The organism is Planococcus beijingensis, assembly GCF_016820615.1.
GTDB classification, from domain to species: domain Bacteria; phylum Bacillota; class Bacilli; order Bacillales_A; family Planococcaceae; genus Planococcus; species Planococcus notacanthi.
Map to the genome: position 1 here is coordinate 295,476 of NZ_JADHDZ010000002.1, position 20,477 is coordinate 315,952.

18 protein-coding genes and 1 pseudogene are annotated in these 20,477 nt (G+C 44.9%); 12 read left to right on the forward strand and 7 right to left on the reverse strand.

Annotated features, from left to right (window positions below; translation table 11 throughout):
• The first annotated feature begins 3 nt into the window (after nt 1-3).
• The 3 genes from ilvA to IRE19_RS07670 all read left to right on the forward strand — a co-directional run bounded on the left by ilvA (nt 4) and on the right by IRE19_RS07670 (nt 4,628).
• Nucleotides 4-1,293, forward strand: a complete 1,290-nt coding sequence (gene ilvA, locus IRE19_RS07660; RefSeq protein ID WP_191715791.1) for a threonine ammonia-lyase IlvA — start codon at nt 4-6, stop codon at nt 1,291-1,293.
• A gap of 121 nt (nt 1,294-1,414) precedes the next feature.
• On the forward strand, nt 1,415-1,975 hold the full coding sequence (locus IRE19_RS07665) for a DNA-3-methyladenine glycosylase I (RefSeq protein ID WP_203339883.1): 561 nt from the start codon (nt 1,415-1,417) through the stop codon (nt 1,973-1,975).
• 721 nt (nt 1,976-2,696) lie between these two features.
• Complete coding sequence (locus tag IRE19_RS07670; RefSeq protein WP_203340048.1) at nt 2,697-4,628, forward strand: fructose-1,6-bisphosphatase; 1,932 nt, start codon at nt 2,697-2,699, stop codon at nt 4,626-4,628.
• Nucleotides 4,629-4,722: 94 nt separating this feature from the next.
• Here the strand turns inward: IRE19_RS07670 and IRE19_RS07675 are convergent, their stop codons facing one another.
• Genes IRE19_RS07675 through IRE19_RS07685 form a run of 3 tightly spaced genes read right to left on the reverse strand, consistent with a single transcriptional unit; the run spans nt 4,723 to nt 6,325 of the window.
• Complete coding sequence (locus IRE19_RS07675) at nt 4,723-5,217, reverse strand: DMT family transporter (RefSeq protein WP_191715789.1); 495 nt, start codon at nt 5,215-5,217, stop codon at nt 4,723-4,725.
• An 11-nt stretch (nt 5,218-5,228) separates the two neighbouring features.
• A complete protein-coding gene (locus IRE19_RS07680; protein WP_203339884.1) occupies nt 5,229-5,906 on the reverse strand; it encodes a Crp/Fnr family transcriptional regulator in 678 nt (225 codons plus the stop codon).
• Nucleotides 5,900-6,325 (reverse strand): DMT family transporter, encoded by a 426-nt coding sequence (locus IRE19_RS07685; RefSeq protein WP_203339885.1) that lies wholly within the window; start codon nt 6,323-6,325, stop codon nt 5,900-5,902. Before IRE19_RS07685 ends, IRE19_RS07680 begins: the two co-directional genes overlap by 7 nt.
• 295 nt (nt 6,326-6,620) lie before the next feature.
• Here IRE19_RS07685 and IRE19_RS07690 point away from each other — a divergent pair, with 295 nt between their 5' ends.
• Both IRE19_RS07690 and IRE19_RS07695 read left to right on the forward strand, forming a co-directional pair.
• Complete coding sequence (locus IRE19_RS07690; protein WP_203339886.1) at nt 6,621-7,004, forward strand: hotdog family protein; 384 nt, start codon at nt 6,621-6,623, stop codon at nt 7,002-7,004.
• Between the two features lie 170 nt (nt 7,005-7,174).
• The gene (locus IRE19_RS07695) at nt 7,175-9,226 is read left to right on the forward strand and encodes a GAF domain-containing sensor histidine kinase (protein ID WP_203339887.1); all 2,052 of its coding nucleotides are present in this window, start codon (nt 7,175-7,177) and stop codon (nt 9,224-9,226) included.
• A gap of 125 nt (nt 9,227-9,351) precedes the next feature.
• Here IRE19_RS07695 and IRE19_RS07700 read toward each other — a convergent pair whose 3' ends face one another.
• From IRE19_RS07700 to IRE19_RS07710, 3 genes are read right to left on the reverse strand one after another with little or no spacing between them, the layout of a single operon-like run.
• A complete protein-coding gene (locus IRE19_RS07700) occupies nt 9,352-11,049 on the reverse strand; it encodes a cbb3-type cytochrome c oxidase subunit I (protein ID WP_203339888.1) in 1,698 nt (565 codons plus the stop codon).
• Nucleotides 11,050-11,107: 58 nt separating this feature from the next.
• Nucleotides 11,108-11,575, reverse strand: coding sequence for a cytochrome c oxidase subunit II (locus IRE19_RS07705; protein ID WP_191715783.1), 468 nt, complete (start codon nt 11,573-11,575; stop codon nt 11,108-11,110).
• Nucleotides 11,576-11,618: 43 nt separating this feature from the next.
• Entirely contained in the window at nt 11,619-11,774 is a 156-nt protein-coding gene (locus tag IRE19_RS07710; RefSeq protein WP_203339889.1) for a cytochrome c oxidase subunit 2A, read from the reverse strand.
• A 799-nt stretch (nt 11,775-12,573) separates the two neighbouring features.
• Here IRE19_RS07710 and IRE19_RS07715 point away from each other — a divergent pair.
• The gene (locus tag IRE19_RS07715; RefSeq protein WP_203339890.1) at nt 12,574-13,455 is read left to right on the forward strand and encodes an EamA family transporter; all 882 of its coding nucleotides are present in this window, start codon (nt 12,574-12,576) and stop codon (nt 13,453-13,455) included.
• A gap of 70 nt (nt 13,456-13,525) precedes the next feature.
• Entirely contained in the window at nt 13,526-14,080 is a 555-nt protein-coding gene (locus tag IRE19_RS07720) for a GNAT family N-acetyltransferase (RefSeq protein ID WP_203340049.1), read from the forward strand.
• A 78-nt stretch (nt 14,081-14,158) separates the two neighbouring features.
• Here the strand turns inward: IRE19_RS07720 and IRE19_RS07725 are convergent, their stop codons facing one another.
• Nucleotides 14,159-15,193 (reverse strand): YeiH family protein, encoded by a 1,035-nt coding sequence (locus tag IRE19_RS07725; RefSeq protein WP_203339891.1) that lies wholly within the window; start codon nt 15,191-15,193, stop codon nt 14,159-14,161.
• 105 nt (nt 15,194-15,298) lie between these two features.
• Here IRE19_RS07725 and IRE19_RS07730 point away from each other — a divergent pair, with 105 nt between their 5' ends.
• The 5 genes and pseudogenes from IRE19_RS07730 to IRE19_RS07750 all read left to right on the forward strand — a co-directional run bounded on the left by IRE19_RS07730 (nt 15,299) and on the right by IRE19_RS07750 (nt 20,474).
• Nucleotides 15,299-16,204: a LysR family transcriptional regulator gene (locus IRE19_RS07730; protein ID WP_203339892.1), complete on the forward strand. Its 906-nt coding sequence runs from the start codon at nt 15,299-15,301 to the stop codon at nt 16,202-16,204.
• Between the two features lie 302 nt (nt 16,205-16,506).
• On the forward strand, nt 16,507-17,085 hold the full coding sequence (locus tag IRE19_RS07735; RefSeq protein WP_203339893.1) for a lipoprotein BA_5634 family protein: 579 nt from the start codon (nt 16,507-16,509) through the stop codon (nt 17,083-17,085).
• A 55-nt stretch (nt 17,086-17,140) separates the two neighbouring features.
• A pseudogene (asnB, locus tag IRE19_RS07740) lies at nt 17,141-19,014 on the forward strand (asparagine synthase (glutamine-hydrolyzing)).
• A 130-nt stretch (nt 19,015-19,144) separates the two neighbouring features.
• Nucleotides 19,145-19,570: a hypothetical protein gene (locus IRE19_RS07745; protein ID WP_203339894.1), complete on the forward strand. Its 426-nt coding sequence runs from the start codon at nt 19,145-19,147 to the stop codon at nt 19,568-19,570.
• Between the two features lie 220 nt (nt 19,571-19,790).
• Nucleotides 19,791-20,474, forward strand: coding sequence for a response regulator transcription factor (locus IRE19_RS07750; RefSeq protein ID WP_284700309.1), 684 nt, complete (start codon nt 19,791-19,793; stop codon nt 20,472-20,474).
• Nucleotides 20,475-20,477 lie beyond the last annotated feature (3 nt).

Below are 20,477 nucleotides of genomic sequence, written 5' to 3' on the forward strand. Positions count from 1 at the left end.
TCTATGACTAAGAGCAACATCAAAGAGCTCGACAGAGAACTTACATTAGCCAGAGTATCCGTGGAAGAAATTATGGTAGCCAACCAAGCGCTCAAAGATGTCGTCATCAAGACGCCGTTGCAGAAAAACGAACTGTTATCTGCACGCTATGACTGCAATGTGTATTTAAAGCGCGAAGATCTGCAAGTGGTGCGGTCTTTTAAATTGCGCGGCGCTTATAACTTCATCCGCAGCCTGAGCCCCGCAGACCGTGCCAAAGGAGTGGTCTGTGCCAGTGCGGGCAATCACGCGCAAGGCGTCGCCTACTCCTGCTTTGCGCTTGGCATTGAAGGCAAAATCTTCATGCCCCTGACGACACCTCGCCAAAAAGTGTCGCAAGTGGAACGCTTTGGTGGAGATAAGGTATCGGTTGTTTTGATCGGCGATACTTTTGATGATTCATTCACTGCGGCAATGGATTATTGCACAGTGGAAGAAAAAGTCTTTGTTCATCCGTTCAACGACAGCCGCATCATTGCGGGCCAAGGAACGGTCGCGGTCGAGGTGCTGAACGATATGCAAGAACCGGTGGATTATATGTTCTGTGCGATCGGTGGAGGCGGATTGGCGTCCGGAGTGGGTTCCTATTTGAAGGGAATCAGCCCTTCGACGAAATTGGTTGGCGTGGAACCTCAAGGTGCTGCCGGCATGAAAACCTCACTTGCCAATGGGCAAGTGACGCGCCTGGATACCATTGATACATTTGTGGACGGTGCTGCGGTTAAACAGGTAGGCGATCTCTCTATGGCGATCTGCACGGATGTTTTGGACGATATCGCTTTGGTTCCCGAAGGCAAGGTCTGTACGACGATTTTGCAGCTGTATAATGAAAATGCCATCGTCGCGGAGCCGGCAGGAGCTTTATCTGTCGCCGCGCTTGATTTTTATAAAGACGACATCAAAGGCAAGAATGTGGTGTGTGTGATCAGCGGCGGCAATAATGACATCGAGCGCATGCAGGAAATCAAAGAGAAATCCTTGATTTATGAAGGCTTGAAGCATTATTTCATCGTCACTTTCCCTCAGCGTGCAGGAGCGCTCCGTAAATTCATGGAACAGGTCCTGGGCGAGACGGATGACATTACGCATTTCGAATACACGAAACGGACAAACCGCGAAGAAGGGCCGGTGCTGGTCGGAATCGAACTGAAATGCCGTGAAGACTACGAGCCGCTTGTTCAACGCATGGCGGAAAACGGCTTCCCTTATAAAGACCTTAACAACGATTCGATGCTATTCAATTTATTGATTTAAGGATTGCGCCAAGTACCCGCGAATCCGGTAAAAAGGGTGTTCAGCCTAGGCTGAACACCCTTTTATCGTTTCAGGATTAAAATGGTATAGTAGAAAGAACTTAAGAAATGGGGTGGCGTATATGGAAAACCGCTGTTTGTGGGCGCAAAGCAATGCACTTATGCAGGCTTATCATGACGAAGAATGGTGCAGGCCGAGCTTTGATGACCGCTACATTTTCGAAATGCTGACACTTGAAGGCGCACAAGCAGGCTTATCCTGGAATATTGTGCTGAAAAAGCGGACAGCTTATCAGGAAGCGTTCCACCATTTTGACCTTTCCTATTGTGCGGAACTTTCAGATGAGGATTTGGTGTCCATTAAAGAGAACTATGCGATCGTCAAACACATCGCTAAAATTCAGTCTGTCCGCAGCAATGCACGGGCGATATTGGATATCCAAAAAGAATGGGGAAGGTTTGCTGATTTTCTATGGAGCTTTACCGACGGCAAGCCGATCCACAACAATTGGTCGAGTGATGCACAGATTCCAGCACAATCGCCTTTGTCCGTTCAACTGAGTAAAGAATTGAAAAAGCGCGGCTTCAAGTTTGTCGGTCCCGTTACTGCATATTCATTTATGCAGGCGATCGGCATGGTCCATGACCATATCGAAAACTGTGCATACCGGCTGATTGAATAACGGCTGGAAAATTGAATGACGAGGCATGAAATGAGCAGCGGAAAAAGGAAATCCTTTTCTGCTGCTTTTTATTTCTGGAAGGAATTTCCGAAAAAGAGACGAATAAAGGAAATAGCCATGATGTAACGAATGAGCAGTATAGTATAACTGGAGGGGCCTATATTCGGCCAACGTCCGACTTTAAGGTTGGGCAAGGAAGAGATTTCTTGTTTACCGTTCAGCAAAGGGTGTTCAGAATCGTACGGGCAGTCAGGGAAAACCACGCCAGATTCATCTGCCAGGTTCAACGCGGTTGCTAAAACTCTTCCTACTGTGGAAACGCCGTGGTATTGACAATTACTGAGAACTCCATCAACTTACCATTCCTATTTCATTTGGTGTATCGCTTTTCAACACCATTTTCAATTTGTTCTTCTAATCCTACTTTTTTCCACTAGAGCTTATAAGGGTTCTGCGGTAAACTGAATCATAAGGAAGCCTAATTTTTCCTGTTATCTGGTTATTGGAGGTCTTATTGACAAAAGTTCGCTTCCATTCTCATTTATCAGTAAAAGAAGCTGGTTAATTTACCTTCTATCCAAATAAGACCATTATTTAAAGTGTAAGTAAACTGTTTTTTATAAGGATAACATTAGAGTTGGATACCGGTGTTTAAGCCATAATCTATTTGGATTTAATCGACAGAAAATTACGAGCAAGTTGTGAAGGGAGATGCACCATGTTGAATTTAAAATACTTGGATCTGTTGGCGCAAAAATACGATAGTGAAGAGAAAGTGGCAACTGAAATCATCAACCTGGAGTCCATCCTGGATCTGCCGAAAGGGACGGAGCATTTTGTAAGCGATTTACACGGGGAGTTTCAGGCATTTCAGCACGTATTGCGAAATGGTTCCGGCAATGTCAAAGTGAAAATCAAGGACTTATTTAAAGAGGAACTGAGTGAAAAAGAGCTCAATGAATTTGCGACATTGGTCTATTACCCTGAAGAAAAGCTGCAATTGATCAAAAGCAATTTCACCAGCAAAAAGGAATTGCAGGAATGGTACATAGAAGTTATTGAGCGGATGCTGAAACTTGTTTCGTATGCGTCATCCAAATACACGCGCTCAAAGCTTCGCAAAGCCTTGCCGAAGCAATTTGTCTATATCATTGAAGAGCTGTTGTACAAAACCGATGAATTCAAAAACAAAAAAGAGTATTACGCCAAAATGGTTGAGCAGATCATTGCGCTTGGCCAAGCCGATAAGCTGATTATCGGGCTTGCTTATACAACACAGCGATTGGTTGTGGATCATCTGCATGTGGTGGGCGACATTTATGACCGGGGGCCGGATCCGCATAAAATCGTGGACACGCTGATCGACTACCATTCCGTCGATATTCAATGGGGAAATCACGATGTTCTTTGGATCGGGGCTTTTGCAGGATCGAAAGTGTGTCTTGCGAACATCATCCGCATTTGTGCACGTTACAACAATCTGGACATCATTGAAGACGTTTACGGCATCAATCTGCGGCCGTTGCTGAACCTGGCCGAAAAATACTATGAGGACAATCCAGCGTTCCACCCGAAAAGAATTTCAGGGGAAACCATGACCGAGCAGGAACAGCTGCAAATCACCAAAATCCACCAGGCCATTTCCATTATCCAGTTCAAGCTGGAAAGCCCAATCATCAAGAGACGCCCATGTTTTGCTATGGAAGATCGCCTCCTGCTTGAAAAAGTGGATTATGATAAAAATGAAGCCACTATCCACGGGAAAACCTATCCACTGGAAAACGGTTGTTTCGCTACTGTCAATCCGGAAAAGCCGGATGAATTGCTGGAAGAAGAAGAGCAGGTCATCGATAAATTGCTGTTCTCACTACAGCATTCTGAAAAACTGGCAAGACATATGAATTTCCTCATGAAAAAAGGCAGCCTTTATTTGAAGTACAATGGCAATCTGCTGATTCATGGCTGCATTCCGCTGGATGAAGAAGGCAATATGGAGAAGATGGAAATCGATGGGAAAAGTTATGCCGGCCGTGATCTGCTGGATCTGTTTGAAGATTATCTTCGCCATTCATTTGCCCATCCTGAAGAAACCGACGATTTCGCGACCGATATGGTCTGGTATTTATGGACTGGCGAATATTCCTCGCTTTTCGGCAAAAGGGAAATGACGACGTTCGAGCGTTATTTCATCAAAGACAAAGACACGCATAAGGAACGGAAAAATCCGTATTATTATTTGCGTGAAGATGAGGACATGTGCCGTAAAATGCTGGAGGAGTTTGATTTGAATCCGGACCACGGGCGCATCATCAATGGCCATACGCCAGTCAAGGAACGCGACGGCGAAAATCCAATAAAAGCGAACGGCAAGATGCTGGTCATCGACGGCGGATTCTCTAAAGCCTATCAATCGACCACCGGAATCGCAGGCTATACGCTGTTGTACAATTCATATGGCATGCAGCTGGTCGCGCATCAGCTCTTCAATTCGAAAGAAGAAGTCCTGCAAAAAGGGACCGATGTCTTGTCGGCGAAACGCCTCGTCGATGAAGAGCTGGAACGCAAAAAAGTACGAGAAACGAATATCGGTGAAGGCTTATTGCAGGAAATCTTCAATTTGAACAGCCTGCGCGAATACCGATATATGAAATGATCTATTATTGAATTGCATACAAAAAGGAAGAGCTGCAACAACGGCTCTTCCTTTTTGATGTGGTTTATTAATAAAACGTAGATAATTAGGCATTTCACCCTTTTACAGAACTGTCTGTGCGAACGGATTTTCGTTTTAAGGCATAGCGCTGTTCAAGGTTCGGTCCAAGCTGAAACAACAGGACACCTCCGCTAATCAGCAGGACACCGAGCAAAGACTGCCAGGTGAAAGGCACTTTTTCCAGGCCGAACCAGCCGAGTGTGTCCCACATGAGGCCGAAGAAAATCTGCGACACCATAATCAGGGAAATGGCGCGGCTGGGTCCGAGAAGCTGGACGCCTTGTGTTACACAAGCGACAACGCCGACACCGAGAATGCCACTGAACCAGAACCAGGGCTGTGCCTGGAATTCGAACAGGCTACTGCCTTCAAAAGCGAGGCCGGCGGCGAGTGAAGCCACAAATCCGAGGAGCAGGACAAGGGCTGTAGTAGACCAGACGCTGACCTGTTTTTTGACGTTGGCGTTGAATGTATTTTGAAGGCAGACAAATGCCCCGCCAAGCAATGCCAGTAATATGCCGATAGCCATATACATATCTCCTATTCGTAAATATTTTGACCCGCCTCGGCGAGCAGGGAAGAGCGGTCAAGGACAGTGATTTTCCCGCGCTTCTTCGTGATCCATCCGGCTTTTTCGAATTGCTGCAAGACGCGGTTCAAATGGCGGTAACTGGTACCGATCAAATCGGCTATATCGATAAGCGACGCGGAGTCGAGTTGTGGCTGCTTTGGCGTCATCGACAATAAGTAGCTCGCCAAACGCACGTCTACAGGATAAAACAGATTGAAATTCATTGCCTGCGATTTCATTTTGAACTTCTGTGTGATGGTCCCCAGAAGGAATTGAAGCCAAGGAACATGATTCTCCATTTCTTTACGTAAAACCTCATAGGGAATCCGGATGACCCGTGAATCCGTGACAACTTCCACTGTATTGATTAACGGGCATTGCTGAATGTATTCAATGTCACCAATCAGATCGAAAGGCGTTTTAAAAGCCAGAATCAGGCGCTTCCCTTCAGGAGACAGCATGGAAATCTTCAGTTTTCCTTCCACCAGCAAATACAGTGACTGTGAAATGTCGCCTTGAGACAATAAGCAATCTCCTAGTGCCAAGTTTTCCAGCTGCATTGACCGCTGGACACGTTCCGGGAACACGGATGCTATTCCGTATTGATTGAGGTAATCATGGATGGTTTGTTCTCGATTTTTCACCATTTAAGAACGACAACTCCCACGATCATCAGCAGCAGCCCGGCAATCTGCGTTACACCGATCCGTTGTTTGACCATGTCAAACCAGCCTTTGGCGTCAACCAATACGGCTGTTAGCAATTGGGCAATCAGGAAAATGCCGATGGTAAGCGTCACGCCCATTCTGTGGACAGCAGTCATGTTGGTGTAGAGCACGATGGCGGCCAGCAGCCCGCCGGAAGCGTAAAGAAGCGGCACGTTTTTCAAGTTCCAGTAAGATCGGTCACGCAGCACAATGACAATCAATATTGCCAGCACAAAGCCGGTGAACTGCGTCATCGTGGCAGCTTGCCAAGTACCGATGCTGTCGCTGATTGTGGCGTTGGCGACGCTTTGGAAGGTCAGGAAGAACCCACCCGCTAATGCAAAAAAGATTCCTTTCAAGCGCTTCACACCCTTTCTTTGGCTATAGTTTACGATATCAAAAAAAAGGACATATGTCCTTTTGGGTGCAAGGAAAGATTAACTGTTTTGCAGAAAGTTTGATTGGAACATAATCAGCGAAAAAATATACGATGAATTTTTCAGATGAATCGATTCTTTATGTTTATAATAGAAGAACACAGCCTATTTGAAGGAAAGCAAGTATTCAACTACAAAAAAGTTGCCGAGTAAGAGCGGGTGAAAAAACAATTAAGGTCATCTTTATGAAACAGGCTGCTAAAAAGGAGGAAATGCTTTGTCACTATCTGTCGGAGATATCATTACATTCGAACGGACATTTACGAAAGAAGACATAGAATTATTCACTAAGGTTTCTGGGGACTACGGAAATCATCACCTGACGCCCGACGAAGAAGGCAGGCTGGTTGTGCAAGGTCTATTGACAGCCACGTTGCCGACAAAAGTGGGTGGAGATAACGATGTACTGGCACGCACCATGAACTTTGAATTTCTGCGTCCCGTTTTTTCTACAGATACCATTCGTTGTGACGTGAAAATCGATCGCTACGATCGACTGGAAAACAGGCGGACGGCGATAGAAGCTTCCTTCAGCTGCAAAAACCAATTTTCTAAAGAAGTGTTGATCGGTGGATTTGCAGGCATCATTCTGCCTGTCTAACGGCAGTCAGCTTAACAGAATTGCGACTAACCGCAAGTTCAGCAGAAATTATTTAGCCGCGAGAAATCATTTATGGTAAGCTACTGACATAATGTCTTGACGGAATAGAGGGAGTTGCATCGGGAAGCTGCAACCCCGTTTCCCGATGATCAAGAGCGGAGCGAATAGCCATGTTAAAAGAACAAACAAGATATTCGAGGCTGGCTGAATTGACGAAAATCATCAATACCAAGCTGGAATTGAACGACATGCTGCAGCATGTCACTACAGCAATATCTGAAGAAATCGTCCAATGCGATTCTGTCGGAATTTATTTGCCGGGTGAAGATGGAGTATACAGAGGGGTGGCTGGTAAACCCGACTTCATCAATAACGAGATGATCACTGCACAACTGATCGATTTTGAAGCAGATGCATTTGCTAGACAAGTCATGGAAACTAAACAAACGATTTATATTCCGGATACCTCCATTGATTCGCGTCCGGATCCAAGGTCGGTGGCTGCGTTTAATATCAAATCACTGCTAGGGCTGCCAATTATTTATGAACAGCATTTATACGGGCTGATTTTTTTGTTTGATTGCGGAAAGCGGATGAATTTGACGGAAATTGAGATCCAAAGCATTGAAGCGTACGTCAATATGGCGGCTGTCGCTATTCAGAATGCCAACAACTTGAAACAGAAGGAGTACTTGATTGCGGAGAAGCAGCTGTTGCTTGATGCAAACCGGGAACTATCCATGTGTTCAACCATTCCGGAAACCTTGGATACGTGTTTTCATTATTTGGGCAAGACGGTAGATTGCAATAATGTCGCAGCTTTTCTTCGCGACCCAGAACAAGAAGGAAACCTCAGTTTCAAGAAAATGGGCAAAGATTCCGAGTGGTCTGAAGATGAATGGAAAAGAGCGCTTGAAGATATTCAAACCAACCAACAGACGGACCATGTGATTCATGAAGTCATGGTCAACCGGACAGTCAAATTTATCCCAAGTGAGGACAGATGCAGGCTGCTGTTGATTCCGATGATTTCCAAAGGAGAGGTCTTCGGATTTATCGCCATTGCTTGCCTGATGGAGACGCTGCAAGCCGATGAAAAATCACAGGTCCATTTAGCGCATTCCATTGTTGATGCTACAGCGCTGACTTATTCGAATCTAACGTATATGGACCAGCTGGAGCTGCGTGTGGCGAGGCGGACCAATCAGTTGGCGACTGCCAACGACAAAGTAACGAGTCTTATTGGAAGCATCACGGATGGATTTTTTGCACTCAACAAGGAATGGGAGTTCATTTACATCAATGAACATCAATACCTGCCTAAAGGAAAAACTTTTAAAAATGTACTCGGGGAAAGCATTTGGACAGTTTACCCCGATACACTCAATCCGGTTCTGCACGAGGAACTCCATCGGGCAATGGTCGAGAGAGTCCCTGTCCAGTTTGAAGTGTCTTCAGCAAATGGCTGCTGTTTTGAAGTGGTTGCCTATCCCTTTGATGACGGCATTTGCTGCCTGTGCAAAAATACCACCGAGAAGAAGAAATATGAAATGGAATTGCAGCGTTTGTCGAACCTCGAGCTGATCGGCCAGATGGCAGCCGGAATCAGCCACGAAATCCGAAATCCGATGACCACCGTCCGGGGATTCCTGCAATTACTGACAGGTGAGCAAGGATTAGAGAAATACAATACGTACTTTGATTTGATGATTGATGAACTCGATCGCGCCAACTCGATTATTTCTGAGTTTCTATCCATCGGCAATACGCGTTCTTCGGATATGAAAATGCAGAATCTGAATGCCATTATCTATGACATTGCGCCGCTTTTGGAAATCGATACTTTCAATCAAAATAAGGCGATCGAATTCCATACACAGCCGATTCCTGAAATGTTGCTGAACCGGGATGAAATCCGCCAATTGCTCATTAACTTGTGCCGCAATGGCTTAGAAGCCATGGAGCCGGGCAAGTTGCTGACAATCCGAACGTATATGGAAAATGAAAACACACCTGTTCTGGAGATCCGGGATCAAGGCGGAGGAATAGACAAGAACGTATTGAAAAAAATCGGCACACCTTTCTATACCACAAAAGACAATGGAACCGGATTGGGCCTTGGGGTAACCTATGCCATCGCCGCACGCCATAACGCGCAAATTGATGTTAACACAAGCGACGAAGGGACCCTGTTCTCCGTCAGGTTTCGACAGGATGGCTAGATGAGGAAATTTGTACTTTGATAACAGGGACTGCTGGATGCCAGATTGATGATAAAAGAAACAGCAAAAGAGGAAGAGCCCGTTTGGGTTCTTCCTCTTTTGGATATCGTAAATTAGTGCATGGATCAAGGCATCAAAAATGGCGGTGAACCCGGACTGTGGCCTGAAGCGAAGTCCAGCAATGGAATCACATAGGCAATGGCGATTGAAAGTGTGGCAAGCACCACCCATATCGACCAGCGGTCCATGAATAAAGGCGAAGCGTCTTTCGGATTGTAATCCTCGCCGATCGGAAAATCAGTATCACCTTTTGGTGCAAAAAATGCCAATTGAATCCAGATATAGACCAACAGCAGAATGCCCACGAACAGGATAACACCACCCATGGCCATGAACATTTCATAAAGCGCCCAGTCAGAAGCGGCACTGTGCCCGTTATACGTTGTATTCGCAGTTCGGCGCGGGCTGCCAAGTAAGCCATTGGCATGCATGGCACCCGACATAAGCAACATGCCGAAAGCCCAAATGATGGTTTGGGCGATGCCCAGTCGATTAAGGTTCTGCGTCAGTTTTCTTCCGGACAGATATGGAATCAACCAATAGGATATGCCGAAAAAAGTCAGCATGACCGTCGTGCCGACAGTCAAATGCAAGTGGCCGGTGACCCAAATCGAGTTGTGGACCACTTGGTTGACCTGGTTGCTGGCATTGATGATGCCACCGAGCCCAGCGGGAATATACGCAAGCATCGCGACGATCAAAGCGAAAAAGCGTGCATCGGACCAAGGCAAAATTTTCCACCATCCTAATAAACTCGTCACGCCTTTTGCCCTTCCGGAACGCTCCATGGTTGCGAGCATTGCAAAAGCTGTCATAAGGGAAGGGAAGATAATCATAAACGTTTGGATGACATGCAAGAATTTCAATTCAACCGACAGTCCCGGGTCGAGGATCTGGTGGTGGAACCCACCAGGTACATTGGCAACCACGAGAATGACGACTGCGACACGTGCCAATGAATCACTGAACACTTTTCCGCCAATGATTTTCGGCATAGAGACATACCAGGCAGAAATAGATGTCAGCATCCAAATGTTGACGAGTGTATGGCCGAACGCCCAAAACAAAGTACGCCCCATCATTGGATCGATGGTCGGCACCCATCCGAATGCCCAAGGAATGACCATTCCGACGACGAATACAGCGATAAAGAGTGAAGCGAAAACCCACAGAACAAAAACAGCATTCGAGAAGAAGGCAAATAGTGGAGTCAGCACGCCTGGATTTCGTTTTCTCCAACTCTGGTAGGTGATGAACATCCCTATGCAATTCAACAGGATTCCAACGACCAGAAGAGCCAGTCCGATGTAAAACCATGGATGTGCCTGCATCGGTGTATAGAATGTGTAAAGAACGTTAGCGTCGCCAGCCAAGATGAAAAAGGCGGCGATGATTGTCCCAGCAGTCATTAGTGCAAATCCGGCCCAACCGAAAGCAAGTGTCTTATCGGCGAGACCGCCCAGTACACGCGAAGTTCCTGCGTACAAGTACCCGATACTGAAGAAAGAACTTAATACCAAAACCAATAGGACTCCGTGAGCCGTTAAAAGTGCATAATAGCTGATCCAGGAAGGCAGTTCCAAAAATCCGCTGCGGACAAATCCCTGCAACAAGCCTGCTGCTCCGCCGACCAGCAAAGCGATAAAAGCGATGGACAAATTAGCAATGGACAAATAGAAATCCCGCTTTGAGATGCCGGCTGCGACATCTTCATTTACAGCTGCCCCTTTATGGCGAGTGTGTATATCGGTGATATGCGTCATGGTTTCCCCTTCTTTCTGATAGAATTGATTCGGGTAAATCAGAGCGATCTGCATTTGTTTAGTTGACTGTAATGGTATTGGCCATGTATTCATGCCCTAGGCCACAGTATTCGTTGCATAAGATCAAGTATTCACCGGGCTGATCAAAGGTATGGCTGACTTTCGAGATATGGCCGGGCACCACCATGACGTTCACATTGGTATCGGTGATCTTAAAGCCATGTGTGACATCCGGAGAGGCCAAGGTGAAATGCACCGTCGCACCAGCCGGTATTTCCAAGTCTCCAGGCTGGAATGAAAACATTTCAGCTACAATGGCGATTTCGTATTCGTTGTCGCCAATTTCCTTCAGTCCGGCATCTGCAAAGATTTCCGATTCTTTGACGGTTTGCGGATCAATCATCTCAGCATGGCTGGGCGGACCCATTTCAAGGTAAAAAGTTTGAATCGCTAAAATGGCCAAGAATACCAATAAGATAAGAGAGCCGATAATTAACCATAGTTTTTCATAACGATGGATATGCATGCGTGACAGTCTCCTTTCTAAATTCGGGAGTAAACCGTTAATTTTAATTGCGCTCCAAGAATAATAAGAATACGCTGAACCAGGAGATAAGCATAAAAACCGCGATAATCAAAACGGATACAAAAGTGCCGCTCAAGGAAGTTTCATCGTATTTCTTGCGGGTGTTGCTCTTTCTGTTTGTAGAAGAAGAATCATTCATTTTAAGTTCCTCCTTTCCTAATATTTACATTAGAGAACCGGATGGTAAGTTCTATAAAGGCGCAACTAAGCGGAAATAATATTATTATAATTATCTGAATTTTATCAAATATATACACTCTTTGGAAGGAAAATCTGTTTTCTTTTCGAGTTAGCACGACTAATAAGTAAAAGGAAAAGCTAAAAAAGATTTCATTGATTGTTTATCATACCGAAATCCATCCCACATAACCTTGACCTGCGTCAAGGAAATCCCTGTCATTTTTATTTTTTAAAATTACTGGGAAATCGGCTTTTCCGGTCAATTTGGCCATAAAAAATGGTGCAGCTAAAAGTTGATGCAGGTCAACGCTATCGATAAGAAATTTGGGTATACTACAGTAAACAAACAGAAAAAAAGCTTGGAGGAGATTCCTATGCTGGTAATCATGTCTCTCGTTCTTATTGTTACAGCCATTTTAATGCTCATCATTTCCGTTGAAGTCAGCGGGGCAGATGACAAGTTGTAAAGCGAGTTGTTAAGCTTTGGATTATTGCAGAAATGAAAACGAAAACGAAGGGATTTCGCTTATACAAGCGAATCTCTTTTTTGTTTTAAAAGTAAACTTACAACGTGAGCACAAAAAAATTAAGTAGTGCAATTTATATTCTTAAAAATGGTATGATTATTCCAATTAAGCGCTCGACTGACTTCATTAAAACTGCTGAGAAATTGTCGACAAGATAGCTTGCCTTGTAATAATACGGAATAGAGAAGCGCTGAAGTCCGGAGGCAAGCTTCAGGTAAAGGGGGTGGCCAGGTGAAAGAAAAATTAGTATTCTCGTTTCTGGTCGTCCTGACGACTGGGTTGATGGGGTCTTCGTTTGTGGTAGCCAAAATCGGGTTGACCTACATATCGCCTTTGTTGCTGGCAGGTCTTCGTTTTGTCATTGCTGGCTGCATGATGCTGGTCTTTGTGCATTTGTTCAAAAGAAAGCAGCCTGCCAACAAAGGCGAATGGGGCAAGCTGATCCTGATCGGCGCCATCCAAACAGCCGGCGTCATGGGATCGATCTTTTTGAGCCTGCGCACTATTACGTCCGGTGAATCCGCGATTTTAACTTTCATGAATCCCTTATTGGTGGTATTGATCGGCACTCTGGCACTGGGCATCCGGTACCGATTGGTTCAATGGACAGGCGTGCTTTTGGGTTTTGCCGGGGTCTTCATTGCCATGGGAAGCCATTTGACGATTGAAATCGGTACGTTTCTCGGATTTTTGAGCGCTGTTTTTTGGTCGGTTGGGACATTGATTATCAAGAAATGGGGTGGGCTGTTCGATATTTGGGTCATGACTGCCTATCAGATGTTTTTTGGCGGGCTTATTTTGCTGGTCGGTTCGGTTTTCCTGGAAACGTCCCGTCTGGTCATCAATTCAAGCTCCATTTTGATCTTGTTATGGCTGGCCATCCCGGCTTCAATCATCCAGTTCACGGTGTGGTTCTACTTGCTGCAAAAAGGTGATTCCGGAAAAGTGAGCGCGTTTCTGTTTTTAGCTCCTTTATTCGGCATCCTGTTCGGCTGGCTGGTTCTTGGAGAGCAGCTTGGATTGCCTTTACTAGTTGGAGGAAGCTTGATTTTTGCAGGGATCTTTCTGGTGAACTGGCCGGAAAAACAGGTGGCGGAAGAAGCTGCTGCATGAACCCAAAAGGTAGGGTACATAACCCGATCGATACAAAATAAAAAGCAGGCGAGAAAGGATGCAAACGGTGTTGGTAAATGTCACTGGCAAAAAAGTAAAACTAGAAAAAGCAAAAGAAGCCCAGATGGATCGCATCTATTATTGGCGCTACGAGGAAAAACAGCAGGAAGCGAAAAAGTGGAACGGCCCTTATATTCCGGAACCCTGGCTGACTAAAGAACAGCACCGAAAACAGTGGATGGAAGAAGAGGAAATCACAAATGGTGTTCCCGCTTCGCTCGTCATTACAGCAGATGAGAAAACGATTGGCTACGTCGGAGCTTATTGGATCGACCGCCATACAGATTGGCTGGAGACAGGCATTGTCATATACGACACCCAGTACTGGAATGGTGGGTACGGCTCCGAAGCCTACCGGTTGTGGATCGATTTTTTATTCGACTCCACAACACTTCACCGTCTTGGCATGTCTACCTGGTCCGGCAATGAGCGGATGATGAAAGTGGCGGAGCGGCTCGGCATGAAAGAAGAAGCACGGATCCGAAAAGCGCGCGTCGTGGATGGCAACTACTTCGATGCCATCAAGATGGGGATGTTGCGTGAAGAATGGACAGCGCAATCATAAATGCAAAAAAGGAAAAGTGATGGCCTTGGAGGCATCTGCTTTTCCTTTTTTATTAGGTAGAATACATCTTGAAATTATTCAGACAGCGAAATATGTAAAGACTGCCAGCAATATCGATGTAATGGTCATTGCAGCGAGCGGCAACATGGCACGTTCACGCAAATCACGAAGACTAACCGTCAATCCAAGCCCAACCATCGCAGCCGTCAGGAGCCAGGTAGTCGCTGTCGATACAAACTCCTGCAACTCTTGCGGGAATGGAATCGATTGGCCAAAAACATAGCTGCCTAAAACGCTCAATAAGAGAAAGCCGAGAAGAAACCAGGGAAACTCAATTTTTGCGTTTGTTTCCTGATTTTTGTCTTTTCGTTTCATCAGAAAAATAAAAATCAAGCAAAGAGGAACGAGCAGGAAGACACGCCCCAATTTCCCCAATAACGCCATTGCCAGACCGTCTTCACCAGCCGGCGCTCCGGCTAATGCCACATGGGCAATTTCGTGCAGGCTTATGCCGACCCACATGCCGTATTGGACATCATCAAGCGGCAAAAACGGACGAAGAATGGTGTATGAAATAGCGAAGACCGTGCCGACAAGGGCGATTATGCCGACACTGATTGCCGTGTCTTCGTCTTTAGCTTTGATGATCGGGGCGATTGCGGCAATCGCAGCCGCTCCGCAAACTCCGGTTCCCACGCCAAGCAACAGGGAAATGGTCTGATCGGCTTTAAAGCGCTTCGCCAGCCACACTGTCAACAGAATTGCGAAAGCAATGACAACCATATCCCGCAGCAACAAACCAAGTCCATCACTCAGTATAATATCGATGTTCAGTTTCAATCCATAAAGAATGATGCCGACCCGCAATAGGCGTTTTGAGGAAAACACAATGCCGGAACGGATGGCATTCGGATAACCGAAAATCTGCCGGTAAAAAACCGCAATGATGATGGCACAGGCAAGTTGGCCGACTTGGTTGAAGCCGGGGATTTGAGCCAATAAATAGCCGAGAAAAGCCAAAAGAAAAGTAAATAGCACTCCGCCAATCCATGCAGCTGCCGGTGATAAACCGGTGGAATTGGATCGTGCAGGTTTATTATGATGTGCAGACATGATGAAACCTCCTGCAGTTAGTATAAAAAACTTCTATACATTAGTAAAATAACGATCTAATATGATTATCATAAGCAAAAGCATATAAATGATTGGAGGATAAAGATGGATCAGCGCTTGGAAGTATTTCTCAAGGTAATCGAAAAGAAGAATTTTTCGAAAGCGGCAGAAGAGCTGCACATGACACAACCTGCCGTCAGCCAGTATATCCGTTCATTGGAAGAAACAACAGGCGTCAAATTGCTGGAACGGACGAACAAATACGTGCGGCTGAACAAGGCTGGAGAAATCGTCTACCACCATGCCATCGAAATCAAAGAGCTTTACGCGAAAATGAATCATCTTCTCGATGACCTCACCAATAAAGCAAGCGGATCGATTGCCATTGGTGCCAGCTATACATTTGGAGAATACCTGCTGCCGCAAATTATCGCAGAAGCAAAAGAGCGATTTCCGGATATCAAGCCAACTGTCACCATAGGCAACACTACTACCATTGCCGGACTCGTCCTCAGCCATCAATTGGATGTCGGCATTGTAGAAGGCCATTTCAAAGGAGTCCAGGAGTTGAAGACTGAACCTTTTGCTGAAGACCGGATGTTCGTAGTCGCTGCTGCCGATCACCCTTTGGTGCAGCGCACTAAGCCCATAAAAATAAACGAGCTGATTGAAGAAACGTGGATATTGCGGGAACTCGGTTCAGGGACAAGGGAAGCATCAGAAGCTGTCTTTAAAAAATTTTCAATTTTACCTCCGTCCCTCATGCACTTCAGCAGCACACAGCCCATTAAAGCCATGGTCGAAGCGGGCATGGGCATCAGTTTGGTTTCCGAGTGGGCGATTCAAAAAGAGCTGCGCTATGGGGACTTGAAAGTTCTGAATGTAGAAGGTCTTCCATACACCAGGGATTTTTCGATCGTGACAAGATCGCCTTTCCAAACAAAAGCCCTTTCTGCCTTTCTGGATTTGCTGAAGAACCATAAAGAACTGACGGACTTCAAACTTTTGTGATCTGCAGGAATTTTCTTTATTCACAGTGATGTCTGGGAAAAGATGAAGAATGAATGCACTGAAGAGTATATAGAATTGCAAAGAAGATGCTGCCAACGCAGCATCTTCTTTTTAATTCCTTTTCAGCCGATTTTTTTGAAATTCGTATCTTGCAATATTGTAAGGTAAACGTCATCTGGAACAAACGATAAAGTGAATAGCCTCTTTTATACTGAAGTTACTAAAGTGCTCCGTGAGCAAGAGCAGCTTTACATAAAGTGTTAAAGGCAACTTATGAAAAAAAGGAGAAAGGGGAGATTGCATTGAAGAAAACCTTATCAGTATGCGCCGCAGCAATCATGGCAGGAACATTAATGACTGGCTGCAGTTTGTTTCAAAAAGCGAATGGAATCATTTTGTACGGGGATGAAGAGAAGGTAGCCGAAGCATTGGAACAGGAGAAGGATGAGTTGATCGACGAGAGCCAATACCCGATAAAAATAGTGGCAGAGGCTGGAGAATGGATGATGGTTTTGAGTGAAGAAACAGCTCAAGCTATTGCGGACAAAGAATTGTTGAGAGAAGTCACCAGCGGAGATAAAACAAAAGCCATCTCATCGGTTACAAAGCTTTCAGAAGGAGAAGCTGTCGTCTATGCAAAAACCGAACGGGAACAATTGAGCTTGGATGGCCAAAACCTAAAAGCAAGCTATGGGGGCAACTCGATCATCGGTGATGGCAGAGCATACGTTGAGAAATTTTTAATTGTCGACGATGCTGATTGGGCGAAAATCCAAGGAGAAGAAAAGCTCATGGCAATCGTGGAATACAAAAAAGACCCCAGCATCAAACTGATGGATTTTGATGTAGACGACACCCAACTGGTTAGGGTAGTGAAATAAACAAGTATTGCACAAAGGCTTAGAAATTTATTTTTTATTAAAAGGGAGAATGGAAATGTGCGGGTTTACGGGGTTTATTGGAAAAACAGCTGACATGAAAACAGATTTGACGAATATGATGGATCGAATTATACACAGAGGTCCTGATTCAGCGGGAGAGTTTTTCGAAGGGGATGCAGCTCTCGGCTTCAGGCGCTTGAGTATCATCGATTTGGAGACCGGAGGACAGCCTTTTCATAACGAATCCAATTCGTTGGTTGCGATGGTTAACGGCGAAATTTATAATTTTGTGGAACTCCGTAAAGAGTTGATGGACAAAGGACATGTTTTTGAAACAGCGTCAGATTGTGAAGTGATTCTGCACGGCTATGAAGAGTATGGAGAAGCCATTCTCCCCAAATTGCGTGGCATGTTCGCTTTTGCCATTTGGGACCGGATAAACAAGAAACTAATAGCAGGGCGGGATATGTTCGGCATCAAACCGCTTTATTATGGAAAAATGAAGGATACGTTCTTTTCGGATCTGAAATCAAAAGTTTTCTTCCGCATCCAGGTTTTCAGAAAGCGTTCAATCAAGACGTTTTGCTGCCTTATCTTTCATTCCAGTACTCTGTTTTGGATGAAACTTTTTTTAAAGGGATATTTAAATTACCGGCTGCCCATTATTTGGTCTATGAAAAGGGAGAAGTAACGCTCCAGAAATACTGGACACCTGATTTTCAATCAAGCGACCGGAAACTGGAGCAGCTGGTGGATGAAATCGATGATACCATTCAGGAATCCATCCTCAGCCACCGTGTCAGTGAAGTGAAAGTCGGATCGTTTTTGTCGAGTGGCGTTGACTCCAGTTATGTGGCTTCCGTATTAAAGCCAAACAAAACGTTTACAGTAGGATTCAGCGACCAAAATTTCTCGGAAATCGACAATGCGAAATTATTGTCAGATGAACTGGAAATCCAAAACAACCATGCTGTATTGGATGCGGATGCCTGCTTTGGGCAATTGGAAAATATTCAGTACCAAATGGACGAACCGCATGCAGATCCATCGATTGTGCCACTGTACTTTCTGGCCGAACTGGCCAAAAAAGACGTCACTGTCATTCTATCGGGGGAAGGGGCAGATGAATTGTTCGGTGGGTATGAAGCCTATGACATGACACCATTGATGAAAAAGTACGGGAAAATCCCGAGCATCGTCCGTAGACCCGCAGGAAGAGTTGCTTCCAAACTTCCCGAAATGCGCGGTAAACAATTTTTGATGCATGCCGGTCTCCCTGTTGAAGAATGGTTTATCGGACTAGCGAATATATTCAGTGAGACGGATGCGAAAAGGATCGTCAAAGAACCGTTTCAGCACGGTCCGTCCATTAAACAAATCGTCACTCCCTATTACGATCAAGTAAAAGACAAAGACAATTTGACGAAAAAGCAATTTCTGGATATGAATCTATGGCTGGTGGGCGATATTTTGTTGAAAGCCGATAAGATGAGCATGGCCCATTCACTCGAGGTGCGTGTGCCATTCCTGGATAAAAAAGTGATGGCTATCGCAGAACAGATTCCATCCAAATACCGGATCACTAAAACGGAAACAAAACATGCGATGCGCCTTGCAGCACGAAAAGCCCTTCCTGAATTTTTTGCTGCACGCAAGAAAATCGGTTTCCCGGTGCCGATCCGCAATTGGATCCGGGAAGAACGATTTTACCGCCAAATAAAAGAATATTTCTTAAGTGCGGATGCTGCTGACTTTTTCAATACAAATGAAATCATGTTGTTGTTGAACGACCACTACGAAGGAAACTCCAATAACGGCCGTAAAGTGTGGACAATCTTCACTTTTCTGATTTGGTACAAGCGCTATTTCCGCCTCGAAGAACAAGTTGTAGCTTACCGTGAACCGATGTTGGTCGGTGCAGCAAACTAAAGATTGCCATACCAGTCATCTTTTCTGGTGACTGGTATTGTTGGATGCCGATAAATAAGGAATAATATAGAAGACCGTTTAATAGCGGTAAATGGATAAAATATAGATACCAGCCAAGGGAGCGCTTTATTTGAACACTCACAACACGGGAGAAAGAATTGTTACGGCTTTAAAAAGAAAGATCGTAACGGCAGTTGTTAGTAGTTTGTTATTCGCCTTTATTTTTTCAGTATCTGGCGGATTTGATTTTTCAATAAATGGATTCGCAAACATGTATTACTTGAATTTCATGTTTGCCATTTCCTATGGATTGGTGGCTTCTCTCTTTAGTGACTGGATCAGCAGAAAGATAAGCAAGAAAACCGTTCGGCGTGAAATAATTTCGCTCGTTTTCCATTGTTTATTTGGATCCATCTTACTGGTTATGAGCCTGGTGTCGGCTATTACCTTCTTTACAGTTGACCGGTTATTAGCTAAGGTCAAAATTGGATGGGCTACGGTTAGCATTGCATTAGCTGCCGTAGTGATGGTTTTCGTCATTTTGCTCAACAAATAGCAGTAAAAAAGAAATAAACGGGAAATTAAAACTCATTGATTGAATAGAGTCCGGCGTAAGCGATTCGTTAATGCTTGTGCCGGACTTTATGTATAACCGAAAATTTAATGTGTAAAATCACTTTTCGATCTGTTATAGGGATCGGATTCGGTTTTGCTATTGATTGATTGCTTGAACGGGTTTTTAGTAGAATTAGGAGAAAGAAAGGAAGTGCCTAAAAATGGAAATGAAAATCTTCATTGTAGAGGACGATCTGGCCATTTTTCAATCATTAAAAGAAAACTTGGAAAAGTGGGGCATGCACATTTCAGGACCGGAAAACTTTCAAGACGTCATGTCTGATTTTAGGGGAGATGAACCACACTTAGTCATTATGGATATCCAATTGCCGGTTTACGACGGGTTTCATTGGTGCCGTGAGATTCGTTCGATTTCGAAAGTGCCGATTATTTTCCTGTCTTCACGCGATCACCCAATGGACATGGTTATGGCGATGCAGATGGGAGCGGATGACTATGTTCAAAAACCGTTTCACTCGGATGTCCTGCTTGCGAAAATACAAGCCACATTGAGAAGAGTGTATTCTTATGGAGAAGAATCTCCTGACACCATGGAGTGGAACAGGGCATTGATCGATTTGAAACGCGGCATGATTCGTTTGGATGGGCAAGAAGAAGAACTGACCAAAAATGAATTTTTCATCTTGACTGTTTTGGTGAAGGCAAAAGGAGAAATCGTCTCCCGTGATGAGTTGATCCGAGCTTTATGGGATGATGAACGATTCGTAAACGACAATACCTTGACGGTCAATATTACACGGCTTCGCCAAAAACTGGCGAATCTGGGTCTAGGGGAAGCGATACTGACGAAAAAAGGGCTGGGTTATGTAGCCGTTACTTCATGATGG

Coding starts and splice junctions, on each gene's coding strand:
- IRE19_RS07700 (WP_203339888.1), bottom strand. CDS start 11,049: ATGACGCATATCACCGATATACACACTCGCCATAAAGGGGCAGCTGTA.
- IRE19_RS07675 (WP_191715789.1), bottom strand. CDS start 5,217: ATGGCTATCGGCATATTACTGGCATTGCTTGGCGGGGCATTTGTCTGC.
- IRE19_RS07705 (WP_191715783.1), bottom strand. CDS start 11,575: ATGCATATCCATCGTTATGAAAAACTATGGTTAATTATCGGCTCTCTT.
- IRE19_RS07665 (WP_203339883.1), top strand. CDS start 1,415: ATGGAAAACCGCTGTTTGTGGGCGCAAAGCAATGCACTTATGCAGGCT.
- ilvA (WP_191715791.1), top strand. CDS start 4: ATGACTAAGAGCAACATCAAAGAGCTCGACAGAGAACTTACATTAGCC.
- IRE19_RS07730 (WP_203339892.1), top strand. CDS start 15,299: ATGGATCAGCGCTTGGAAGTATTTCTCAAGGTAATCGAAAAGAAGAAT.
- IRE19_RS07710 (WP_203339889.1), bottom strand. CDS start 11,774: ATGAATGATTCTTCTTCTACAAACAGAAAGAGCAACACCCGCAAGAAA.
- IRE19_RS07680 (WP_203339884.1), bottom strand. CDS start 5,906: ATGGTGAAAAATCGAGAACAAACCATCCATGATTACCTCAATCAATAC.
- IRE19_RS07750 (WP_284700309.1), top strand. CDS start 19,791: ATGGAAATGAAAATCTTCATTGTAGAGGACGATCTGGCCATTTTTCAA.
- IRE19_RS07725 (WP_203339891.1), bottom strand. CDS start 15,193: ATGTCTGCACATCATAATAAACCTGCACGATCCAATTCCACCGGTTTA.
- IRE19_RS07695 (WP_203339887.1), top strand. CDS start 7,175: ATGTTAAAAGAACAAACAAGATATTCGAGGCTGGCTGAATTGACGAAA.